This is a genomic window from Erythrobacter aurantius (genome assembly GCF_023823125.1).
Lineage (GTDB): Bacteria > Pseudomonadota > Alphaproteobacteria > Sphingomonadales > Sphingomonadaceae > Erythrobacter > Erythrobacter aurantius.
The window spans coordinates 1125913-1137500 of sequence record NZ_CP090949.1; the positions used below are offsets into that span (position 1 = coordinate 1125913).

The 11588-nt window shown below is 59.3% G+C and carries 5 protein-coding genes, 2 tRNA genes and 2 rRNA genes (1 of these 9 running past the window's edge); 6 read left to right on the plus strand and 3 right to left on the minus strand.

Annotated features, from left to right (window positions below; all coding sequences use genetic code 11):
- Positions 1–62: 62 nt before the first annotated feature.
- Positions 63–458 (plus strand): ACT domain-containing protein, encoded by a 396-nt coding sequence (locus tag L1K66_RS05385; protein ID WP_252259953.1) that lies wholly within the window; start codon positions 63–65, stop codon positions 456–458.
- 110 nt (positions 459–568) lie between these two features.
- Entirely contained in the window at positions 569–3448 is a 2880-nt protein-coding gene (locus L1K66_RS05390) for a M16 family metallopeptidase (protein WP_252259954.1), read from the plus strand.
- A 21-nt stretch (positions 3449–3469) separates the two neighbouring features.
- Here the strand turns inward: L1K66_RS05390 and L1K66_RS05395 are convergent, their stop codons facing one another.
- The 3 genes from L1K66_RS05395 to L1K66_RS05405 form a co-directional block, all read right to left on the minus strand.
- Positions 3470–5308 (minus strand): ABCB family ABC transporter ATP-binding protein/permease, encoded by a 1839-nt coding sequence (locus L1K66_RS05395; protein WP_252260597.1) that lies wholly within the window; start codon positions 5306–5308, stop codon positions 3470–3472.
- A 58-nt stretch (positions 5309–5366) separates the two neighbouring features.
- Entirely contained in the window at positions 5367–6395 is a 1029-nt protein-coding gene (locus L1K66_RS05400; protein ID WP_252259955.1) for an aspartyl protease family protein, read from the minus strand.
- A 93-nt stretch (positions 6396–6488) separates the two neighbouring features.
- A complete protein-coding gene (locus L1K66_RS05405) occupies positions 6489–7925 on the minus strand; it encodes a lipopolysaccharide biosynthesis protein (protein ID WP_252259956.1) in 1437 nt (478 codons plus the stop codon).
- 690 nt (positions 7926–8615) lie between these two features.
- Between L1K66_RS05405 and L1K66_RS05410 the strand changes: the two genes are divergently transcribed.
- The 4 genes from L1K66_RS05410 to L1K66_RS05425 form a co-directional block, all read left to right on the plus strand.
- Positions 8616–10100 (plus strand): 16S ribosomal RNA (locus L1K66_RS05410).
- Positions 10101–10279: 179 nt separating this feature from the next.
- Positions 10280–10356, plus strand: a tRNA-Ile gene (locus tag L1K66_RS05415).
- A gap of 12 nt (positions 10357–10368) precedes the next feature.
- Positions 10369–10444: transfer RNA gene (locus L1K66_RS05420), tRNA-Ala, on the plus strand.
- Positions 10445–10703: 259 nt separating this feature from the next.
- Positions 10704–11588, plus strand: a 23S ribosomal RNA gene (locus L1K66_RS05425) (it continues 1903 nt past the right edge of the window).
- The 16S and 23S rRNA genes sit together here with 2 tRNA genes alongside, the layout of an rRNA operon.

Consider the following 11588-nt stretch of genomic DNA (forward strand, 5'->3'; position numbering starts at 1 on the left):
TGATTTGCAATTGATGCTGCCCGCCCGAGTGTATGCCCCGCCCAGAAACTAGGGATTCAATAATGACTCCGGGCAGTGTGACTGAACTCAAGGCTTTGTTGATCGGCATGAAGCCTGCTCTGTGCGAACGCATCTGGGCGTTTCATGCGCTTTCCGAAAAGGGCTTGATTCCCGACACCGCCTTCGCCGTGATCCGTGAGGACGAGGGGCTGTGCGCCATCCTTCCCGCACCCGCCGCACCGGCAGACGCGCCGCAATTCGCCCGTATCACCCTTCAGGTGCACTCCGATCTCGAAGCGGTCGGCCTGACGGCGGCGGTTGCTACCGCGCTGGCAACATCGGGGATCGCTTGCAACGTCATTGCCGGTTTGCGTCACGATCACTTGTTCGTCCCATGGGACCGGCGCGAGGAAGCGCTGAAGCTGCTCGAAAAGCTGAGCCTCGACGCGCGTCGATAAATCTTTGCATTTCACAGTTTGAACGGCCGCTTGACGGTTGAAACGCGCCTTGGCCCGCGCTCTAAAGGGGACCTGTCGCAACAATCATCCAGTCAACGGGGCCAACCAACATGATCCGCACCCTTCTGCTTGCCAGCGCCGCTGCCGCCAGCATTGCCACCGCCGTGCCTGCCTTTGCCGAAGCGCATAACGATGCCGCGCAGGCGGACGCGCCGACGCTGACCGCGCCCAAGATCGACTACACCATGTGGACGTTGGAGAATGGACTGCGCGTCATCGCGATCCAGGACGACACCACCAGCACCGTCACGACTTCGCTGTGGTACGATATCGGGTCAAAGCTTGATCCCGAAGGGCGCAGCGGATTTGCGCACCTGTTCGAACATATCCTCAGCCGCAAGACCGAGAACATGCCCTACAACATGATCTACGGGCTGACGGCGGATATCGGCGGCACACGCAACGCATCGAATTGGATCGATCGCACCAATTACTACGAACAGGTCCCGGCGGCCTATCTCGAAACCATGCTCTGGACCCACCGTGAGCGGATGGCGAATGTCGTTGTCGACGATGAAGTGTTCGAAACCGAACACGGGGTGGTGAAAGAGGAACTGCGCCAGCGCGTCCTCGCGCCGCCCTATGGCCGGTTGCAGCGTTTCGTGATCCCCGAAAACGCCTATGACACCATGCCGCATCGCCGCCCTGGCATCGGTAGTATCGAGGATCTCGACAGCGCGACGCTCGATGATGCCCGCGCTTTCTACGAAGCTTATTACGGGCCGGATACCGCCACGCTGATCGTGGCCGGCAATTTCCAGATGGATGAATTGCGCGCGCTGGTCGATCGCTATTTTGCTGACATCCCGCCGCGTGCCAATCCGGTCGATCTTGCGCTGGAGAATAGCGAGCCGCAGCCGTCCGGGCCGCGCACCGTCAACGCCACCGCTCCCAATGTCCCGCTGCCCGTGATCGGCGGCGTTTGGAAAGGCCCGCCGACAACACACCCCGATGCCGCCGCGCTCGAAGTGCTGAGCGCAATTCTCGACAGTGGCGAAAACAGCAGGCTCAACAATTCGCTGGTTCGCAGCGGGCAGGCGGTGCAGGCATTCGGCGGTGCGTCAATGTTCCGCGAGGCGGGCCAGATCAACGTCTTCGCCATCGTGCGCGGGGCGGACCAGATGGCAACGGCAGGCGCAACGCTTGATGCCGAACTCGAGCGTTTGCGGACCGAACCCGTTACTCCCGCCGAACTGGCAGAAGCCAAGAACGAGATCATCGCCAGCACCCTTCGTCGCCGGGAAACCGCGCGTGGACGCGCGTTCGAACTGGGTGAGGCGCTGGTGTCGAGCGGCGATCCTGATTTCGCCGACAAGCGGCTGGCCGAAATCGGCGAAGTCACCGCCGCTGACGTCCTGCGGGTCGCAGCCAAATATCTCGACCCGAACACCCGTGTGACTGTGACCTACACCTCTGGCGAGGATGACCCGGCGAGCTATGCCAACCCGACCCCGATGCCCGAATATCGGACTTTGCCCCCGGCGGTGGGCGAAATCCGGCAGGTCAAACCCGAGGGTGAACGCCAGGCGCCTCCGGGCCCCGGCGAAGCACCCGAAGTGACCGCCCCGGAAATCGTCGAAGCGACGCTGAGCAATGGGATCCCCGTTGTCGCAGTGCAGACGGGGAATGTGCCGATCGCAACGATTTCGATGCTGGTACCCGGCGGCAGCAAGACCGATCCTCGCGAAAAGGCCGGGATCGCTCAAATCGCCGCGTCGCTGGCTGACAAGGGCATCAACGGCATGGATGCCGAAGCGATTGCGGCGCGTTTCGAAAGTCTGGGTGCCAGCTTCGGCGGAGGTGCGGGCAGTGATGGCACCAGCTTCAGTCTGACTGCACCGGTCGCCAATCTCGATGCAGCAGGCGCGCTGGCGTCCAGCATCATCAAGGGTGCGATCTACCCTGATGACGAATTCGAGCGCGAGCGTGGTCGTGCCGTCGATGGCCTGCGTGTCCAGATGGGTGAACCCGGCGGGCTGTCGAGCTTTGTCGCGCGCGTGGCGATGTATGGCGATGCGCCATACGGTTCGCAGCCCGGCGGAACGACCGAAAGCCTGTCGGCCATCACTCGTGACGATCTGTTGCTGCACCGCCAGCGTTACTTCCACCCGTCGCGGATGAAGATTGTCGTATCCGGCGGAATATCGCCCGATCAGGCGGTTGCCACCGCAGAGACGATGTTCGGCGATTGGACAACCGACATGAGCCCCGGCCCTGTCCCTGCGCAGGCTGCGGGTGATGAGCAACCGGTGCGCACCATTGTGATCGATATGCCTGATGCCGGTCAGGCTGCGGTGGTCGCGGCGGTGCGCGCGCCTTCGCGCCAGTCCCCCGATTACTTCCCGCTCGAATTGGCTAACAGTGTGCTGGGAGGCGGATCGAGCGGACGTCTCTTCGAGGAAATCCGTACCAAGCGTTCGCTCTCCTACGGTGCCTATTCGGGTTTTGCCGACCGGGCAGACGCGTCGCTTCTGACGGCGAGCGCACAGACCAAGAACGAGACTGCCGACGAGGTCGCGCAGATATTCCTGAACGAATTCGGGCGGCTCGGATCGGAGGCGCTCGACGAAGACCTGCTTGAGCGCCGGCGGCTGTTCCTGAGCGGCGGCTATGCCCGTTCGCTGGAAACCAGCGGGGGCTTCAACGGGATCGTATCCACCTTGTTGCAACAGGGGCTGACCCCTGACGAAGCGGCGCGCTATGCCGAACGGCTGGCGGCAGTGGATGCCGACACGGCAACGGCAGCGGCGCAAACCTATGTCGATCCGGCCAAGGCGACGATCGTCATCGTGGGAGATGCCTCGCAGTTCCTCGACGACCTGAAGGCGGTGCGCGACAATATCGAGGTGATCCCGGCGGACCGGCTCGATCTTGCATCGGCAGAGCTGCTCAAGGCTGTCGACACTGCGGAAGGCGCCGCAGGGGAATGATCCGGATGCGAAGCGGCGGGGTTACTCCGCCGCTTCGGCCTCGCGGTTTTCCTGCGCCTGCTGCGACCACATGTCGGCGTAAAGACCGCCGCTTGCGAGCAGCGAGGCATGAGTGCCGCTTTCGGCAAGGCGTCCTTGATCAAGCACAAGAACCCGGTCTGCGTCGGCAATCGTCGATAGCCGGTGCGCGATCGCGATTGTGGTGCGCCCTTCTTCAAGCCGCTTGAGCGTGGCGAGAATTTCCTGTTCGGTGCGGGTGTCGAGCGCGCTGGTCGCTTCGTCGAGCAGCAGGATCGGCGGATTCTTCACCAGCGTGCGGGCGATGGCGACCCGCTGCTTTTCGCCGCCCGAAAGTTTCAGACCGCGTTCGCCGACCATGGTTTCAAACCGGTCGGGTAGGCGCTCGATCAAGGGCATCAGCGCTGCGTCACGCGCGGCCTGTTCTACCGTCGCCTCATCGCTGGCTTCTGCACCATAGGCGATGTTGTAGGCCAGCGTATCGTTGAACAGCACGCTGTCCTGCGGGACGATGCCTATGGCTGCGCGAACGCTGTCCTGCCTTGCCCTCGCAATATCCTGACCATCGATCAGGATGCGCCCGCCCTGCGGATCGTAAAAGCGGAACAGCAACCTTGCGATGGTGCTCTTGCCCGCGCCGGAAGGGCCGACAATCGCGATGGTGCTGCCCGGTGGAACTTCAAAGCTCAGCCCGTTGAGGATCGTGCGTTCCGGCTCGTAACCGAAGGTGACATTGTCAAACACGATCGAGGGTTCGCGCACCACCAGTGCTGGCGCTCCGGGTGCGTCCTCTACTTCGACATCGGTGTCCATCAGGCGGAACATCTCGGCCATGTCGACCAGACCTTGCCGGATCGTGCGATAGACCCATCCCAGCAGATCAAGCGGACGGAAAAGCTGCATCAGATAGGTGTTCACGAACACCAGATCTCCCACCGTCAGTCTGCCCTGGCTCCAGCCCCAAACGGTGTATACCATCGCGCCTGCCATCAGCGCATTGGTAACGCCCGACTGGACCACGTTCAGCAGCGCCAGCGAATTCTCCGATTTCACCGCCGCCTTGGCATAGGCGCGCGCGGCCTGACTGTAGCGTTGTTCCTCGCGCCGCTCGGCACCGAAATATTTGACCGTCTCGAAATTCAGCAGCGAATCCACCGCCCGGTGCAGTGCCTTCCCGTCGAGGTCGTTCATCTCTCGCCGCAGCTTGGTGCGCCATTCCGTGATCCATCGGGTAAGCGCGACATAGGCGACAACCGTCAGCGCAGTCGCCGCGACGAGTTCCCAGCCGAAATTGATGTAGAAGATGACGCCGACCGCGATCAGCTCGATTGCCGTGGGGGCAATGTTGAACAGCAGGAAATAGAGCATCATGTCGATGCTCTTGGTTCCGCGCTCGATGATCTTGGTCACCTCCCCGGTGCGGCGTGAAAGGTGGAACCGCAGCGACAGGCGGTGCAGACGGTGAAAGACATCTTCCGCCAGGCTTAGTGTCGCCATCTGCCCGACACGTTCGAACGCGACGTTGCGCAAATTGTCGAACAGCAGCGAGGTGAAGCGGCCCAGCACATAGGCGGCGACCAGCGCCATCGCGACTTGCGCCCCTGCCGATATTTCGGCCGCGACAGGAGAGCCCTCCATCGCATTGACCGCACCTTTATATGCAAAGGGCAGGGCGAGCGTGACCGCCTTTGCCGCCAACACAAACAGCATCGCCAGCATGATCCGGACCCGCAGTTCGGCATTGTCGCGGGGCCAGAGGTAGGGAAGGAACCGCTTCAACGTCGCCCAACCCTCGGCATCGGGTGCGGTCGGGCGATCTGAGGAGGCTGTATCTGGCGGCATGGCCAGCGTCATGTGGGCGCAGCGGCGAGCAACCGCAAGTCAGGCAATCTTTCGGGGCTTATTGTGTTAGAGCGTTGAAACCCCGATTGCGCTGACGGCGCAGTTCGCGGGCGACATCGCGCGGCACGTCGAACAGGATGCGCTGGTTCGAAAAGTCGATCGCCACCCGGTCGAACAGCTTGAGGTGCTGCATACCCAGCGAGATCACTGGGCGATCCTTCAGCCCCAGCGATTCGAACGCCGGTGCGTCCGCAAAGGCAAGCGGGATATTCTGTAGCGCCAGACCGCCGATCTTGAGTGATCGGACATTGGCCAATTCGCCCGTCAACTCGACCCCGTTAACGTCGGTCGTGGTGACTTCTTCGGCCCGCTTTGCCCTGATGCGTTCGCGCAAGGCCAGATTGCCGATGCTGGCCTGTGCGCCGGTATCGATGATCACGGTTGCCGATACGCCCTCGACCATCGCATCGGTGATCAGCAACTGGCCGAGTTGCTGCCGCGCCCGCACGATGATCTCGAAGCCGCGTCGATCATCCCCTGATTCGGAGACATCCTGCACCGCGATGGTTTCGTCGCGAAAATCGATCAGGACCCGGAAGCCCTGCAAACTGTCGAGGCCGATGATGCCATCTGCCCCGACATGCTGCCGGTCCAGCACCGGAGAAATCAGGTCGTAGACGGTGTGCCGGCCAAAGCTCATCGCATCGACCTCAACCACGTCCACCGGTCTGCGGCTGGCCATGCCAACCAGCGTGGCTGTGCCGAAGGGACGCAATTGCAGACCTTCGTTGATCTGGTGGGTGACGGCTGTGGCCTGACTGCCGGTGTCGATCATGAAATTGAAAGGCCCGGCGCCTTCGATCATCACCGGCACGGTGAAGCGGTTGTTGCGTTCCTGGTCCAGCGCAAGGATTTCCGTTGCCGGATCGGTCAGATTGGGCGCAACCGCATCGAGCATCGGTGATTGCGGGACTATCGGCGGTTCGACCGCCGCGGCACTCGCATCAGCATTGGCGACAGTCGGCAAAAAGCCGGCCAGCAGCAGGACGGGGGCCCACAAAGGGTTTTTCGGTCGTGCGCCTATCATGCGCACCTCCTCTCTGCCGATACACAAACAGCGGTTGGACTATACCAGATTGTGAGGGTTTGGCCAAAGCCCGGTGCGCAGCAGTCCGGAAGGTCACGCCGCTGCTGGAGCCGACTCGCGATTGCGCACCAACGCCCAAGTCTCTTCGACAAGGGAGCGATAGCCGAACCAGAAGGTCGCGCAATAAACCGCTGCGCCTATTGCTGCATGGCATGCGAGTTCAAAGAAAGGACTGTCGATGGTGACAAGGTGCTGTGCCGCCAAGACCATCGTTGCCATCGCGGCGCAGGCCAGCGCAATCGGAGAAACGGCAGAAAGCAAGGCAAAGGGCGAAACCGCGATACGCGGCAGGGTGACCGTAAGCGTTACCGCACAAAGCAGCGGCGCGCCGATCCACCAAGCATGGACAAGCCCCATTTCGCCGCCCTGCACGCCCCATAGGAACACGCACGGGAAGATCACTGCGCCCGCAACACTAGTAAAGAGGTAGACCCGCGGGCGGCCCATCGCGTTTGTCACCGGGGAACATATGAGATGCAGCGAGAAGGCGGGCATCGCGAGCGCAAGTCCGGCGACGATTGGGATCAGTTCGGTCCACTTGTCGCCCATCAGAACCAGGATCGCATTCTCGCTCACCAGCGCCAGACCCACATAGATCGGTGCGCACACCATCATCACCAGCCGGACGGTCTTGAGGAAGTAAGGGCCGAGCGGTTTGCCGCCGCGATTCAGCTCCGAATAGGCGGCCAGAGCGACTTCATTGATCGGGGGAATGAACCGCGCCGTGACGATCAGGGTCAGGAACAGTGCCTGAGTGTAGAGCCCAAGAGCGTGGGTATCGAGCAATCGCCCCGCAATCACGACATCGCTTTGGCTCTGGATGATCCAGAACAGCTGGCAAAGCGTCAGCGTGCCGCCATAGGTGAACAGGTCCCACGCGCCGCGAGGATCGAATATCGGTCGTATCCAGAACCTTGCGGCAATCATCATCCCAATGGCACGTGCGTAGAAGATCGATAGCCCTGCATATATAAGCGCCCAGACTCCCCAACCGAGCCAAGCCAGCAACAAGGCGGTGAGTGCGCCGACAATCGCACTGGCCATGTTGACCTGCCCCTGCTTGCGGAACTGCAGCTCGCGGGCGAGCCATTCGGAAGGCAGAGCGATGAAGGGGATCGCGAGGAATACGGCGGCCTGCACCCGCAGAAGGTCTGCAACGATTGGTTCTTCGAAATATGTGGCTGCCAATGGTGCTGACAGAAACTGGATCGCGGCGAGCGATACATTCGCCAGCAGCAGCATTCCGAAGACTTGCCCGACTCGCCTTTCGTCGAGGTAGCCGGTTTGGACGATCGAAGTGGCAAAGCTTTGCCCGTTGAGGAACGCCAGCGCTGTCACGACGACCTGGCTCATCGCGAATAGACCGTAATCGCTCGGCTCAAGCAGGCGGACGACAAGGAAGGTCGACGCCCAGGTGATGATCTGCGCCGCTACCTGTGTGCCCCAACGCCAGACGACGGCCGAGCGCACGCGCGATGCAAACGCCGAATCATGCCCGCCATCAAGCGGGCCCGCGTCTCGAATCGAGTCAGGCTGGGTGTGTCCGGCGTCCATATCCTGAGCGCTACGGGAAAAAGGTGAAGAAATGCCGCAAGCGATTCACCGATTCAGCGCTGAATCGCGGCGCGCCAGGGGCTTCGATCGTTAATTCCGGCTTGAAAACCGGGGTCAAAACCCCACATTTCGGGGGTCGGAAGAGGCCAAAAATCCCGGATTTCTGCGATTTGTGCGCCCTGACGAAATAAAATTGCAAAAAGGCGTTGACCGAATCTCAGACCGCGCCTAGATGGGCTCCACCGACGAGGCGCTGACGGTTTCCAACCGGCCCCGCAGCGATCGGTCGCCAACATATTCGGATAGCCGGTCCCCCGGTGTAAATCGGGGAAGCAATGGCTGTCCGCTTTTACTGTCTGGCGGCTCTTTGACATTGTTGGTTTTTGATGAAGGGACATGTGGGCGACGGCGCCCGGTCCGAGCACCTCAAGGGCTCGTGCACCGGTTAATTCAAGCCGATTGCCACATCCTTCCAGGCTCCACAGTCTGGTCGTGATGATGCATGTTCATTCGTATCCATTACGTTTGACAGTGCAGGTATCGGCTCCTTGATACTCTGGCTAGTCAGGCTAGCGGGTTTTCCCGTGCTTGATTGGTTAGTTTCACAAACTTGAGAGTTTGATCCTGGCTCAGAACGAACGCTGGCGGCATGCCTAACACATGCAAGTCGAACGAAGCCTTCGGGCTTAGTGGCGCACGGGTGCGTAACGCGTGGGAACCTGCCTTTAGGTTCGGAATAACTCAGAGAAATTTGAGCTAATACCGGATAATGTCTTCGGACCAAAGATTTATCGCCTTTAGATGGGCCCGCGTTAGATTAGATAGTTGGTGGGGTAATGGCCTACCAAGTCGACGATCTATAGCTGGTCTGAGAGGATGATCAGCCACACTGGGACTGAGACACGGCCCAGACTCCTACGGGAGGCAGCAGTGGGGAATATTGGACAATGGGCGAAAGCCTGATCCAGCAATGCCGCGTGAGTGATGAAGGCCTTAGGGTTGTAAAGCTCTTTTACCAGGGATGATAATGACAGTACCTGGAGAATAAGCTCCGGCTAACTCCGTGCCAGCAGCCGCGGTAATACGGAGGGAGCTAGCGTTGTTCGGAATTACTGGGCGTAAAGCGCGCGTAGGCGGCTTTTTAAGTCAGGGGTGAAATCCCGGGGCTCAACCCCGGAACTGCCCTTGAAACTGGATGGCTAGAATACTGGAGAGGTGAGTGGAATTCCGAGTGTAGAGGTGAAATTCGTAGATATTCGGAAGAACACCAGTGGCGAAGGCGACTCACTGGACAGTTATTGACGCTGAGGTGCGAAAGCGTGGGGAGCAAACAGGATTAGATACCCTGGTAGTCCACGCCGTAAACGATGATAACTAGCTGTCCGGGCTCATAGAGCTTGGGTGGCGCAGCTAACGCATTAAGTTATCCGCCTGGGGAGTACGGTCGCAAGATTAAAACTCAAAGGAATTGACGGGGGCCTGCACAAGCGGTGGAGCATGTGGTTTAATTCGAAGCAACGCGCAGAACCTTACCAGCCTTTGACATCCTAGGACGGCTTCTGGAGACAGATTCCTTCCCTTCGGGGACCTAGTGACAGGTGCTGCATGGCTGTCGTCAGCTCGTGTCGTGAGATGTTGGGTTAAGTCCCGCAACGAGCGCAACCCTCGTCCTTAGTTGCCATCATTTAGTTGGGCACTTTAAGGAAACTGCCGGTGATAAGCCGGAGGAAGGTGGGGATGACGTCAAGTCCTCATGGCCCTTACAGGCTGGGCTACACACGTGCTACAATGGCATCTACAGTGGGCAGCTATCCCGCGAGGGTGAGCTAATCTCCAAAAGATGTCTCAGTTCGGATTGTTCTCTGCAACTCGAGAGCATGAAGGCGGAATCGCTAGTAATCGCGGATCAGCATGCCGCGGTGAATACGTTCCCAGGCCTTGTACACACCGCCCGTCACACCATGGGAGTTGGATTCACCCGAAGGTAGTGCGCTAACCGCAAGGAGGCAGCTAACCACGGTGGGTTCAGCGACTGGGGTGAAGTCGTAACAAGGTAGCCGTAGGGGAACCTGCGGCTGGATCACCTCCTTTCTAAGGATACAAGCGAAAGCGCCGGGCCTCGTGCCTGGAAGAGCTTCGCAAGTTCCAAAGAACATTGCCGTCGTCCTCATGTCCTTTCATCAATCGGAAAAACAGCACTTCAGGGTGTTGTTATCCTGAGCTGGCTTTACACGCCCCTCGTGGCCTTCGGGCCAGCGATGGACAGGTGTGGGCCTGTAGCTCAGTCGGTTAGAGCGCACCCCTGATAAGGGTGAGGTCAGAAGTTCGAATCTTCTCAGGCCCACCAGTTACCTATTAAGGGGCCTTAGCTCAGCTGGGAGAGCACCTGCTTTGCAAGCAGGGGGTCATCGGTTCGATCCCGATAGGCTCCACCAGGTACTTCCGATTAGATGAAACGAAAAGCTATCCGGCTTCTGCCGGTTAGGCGGATCTGCCGCCGAACTTTGACATTGTGAATGGGTTTTTAAATCGATGCCGTGGCGCATGGATTGTCTGGATGGTCTAGCCGGCCATTCAACCGCAATCGATGCATCACAAATCAATCAAATTGATTATCTGGCTGAGATAATTCCTCCGCATCATCGCTAAGACGCGCAGCTTTTATGCAAGGCTGTCGTTGATGGTGTGGATTCTCAAGCGTGAGGTAAGAGCATTTGGTGGATGCCTTGGCATGTACAGGCGAAGAAGGACGTGGCACGCTGCGATAAGCGTCGGGGAGTTGTGAGCAAACTTTGATCCGGCGATTTCCGAATGGGGAAACCCACCTTCACCATTTCTTTCATTCTCCGTTCGCGGAGGTTGAGAGAGGTGGATAAGGTATCACCGAACTGAATATATAGGTTTGGTGAAGCGAACCCGGGGAACTGAAACATCTCAGTACCCGGAGGAAAAGACATCAACAGAGATTCCCGTAGTAGTGGCGAGCGAACCGGGACCAGGCCAGTGCCTTTTAGTCAACTAACAGAACACTTTGGAAAGAGTGGCCATAGTGGGTGACAGCCCCGTATGTGAAAGTGATCTAAAAGGACTTGAGTAGGGCGGGACACGTGAAATCCTGTCTGAACATGGGGGGACCACCCTCCAAGCCTAAATACTCGTACATGACCGATAGCGAACACAGTACCGTGAGGGAAAGGTGAAAAGCACCCCGATTAGGGGAGTGAAACAGTACCTGAAACCGGATGCTTACAAGCAGTTGGAGCCCCATAGGGGGTGACAGCGTACCTCTTGCATAATGGGTCAGTGACTTAATGTATCGTGCGAGCTTAAGCCGTTAGGTGTAGGCGAAGCGAAAGCGAGTCTGAATAGGGCGACTGAGTACGATGTATTAGACCCGAACCCCGGCGATCTAGGCATGAGCAGGTTGAAGGTGCGGTAACACGCACTGGAGGACCGAACCGTTGCATGTTGAAAAATGCTCGGATGACTTGTGTCTAGGGGTGAAAGGCCAATCAAGCCGGGAAATAGCTGGTTCTCCGCGAAATCTATTGAGGTAGAGCGTCAGATGTATGCCGATGG

Bases quoted from the DNA above. Each gene is read 5' to 3' on its own strand.
- L1K66_RS05385 (WP_252259953.1), top strand. From the start codon at position 63: ATGACTCCGGGCAGTGTGACTGAACTCAAGGCTTTGTTGATCGGCATG.
- L1K66_RS05395 (WP_252260597.1), bottom strand. From the start codon at position 5,308: ATGCCGCCAGATACAGCCTCCTCAGATCGCCCGACCGCACCCGATGCC.
- L1K66_RS05390 (WP_252259954.1), top strand. From the start codon at position 569: ATGATCCGCACCCTTCTGCTTGCCAGCGCCGCTGCCGCCAGCATTGCC.
- L1K66_RS05400 (WP_252259955.1), bottom strand. From the start codon at position 6,395: ATGATAGGCGCACGACCGAAAAACCCTTTGTGGGCCCCCGTCCTGCTG.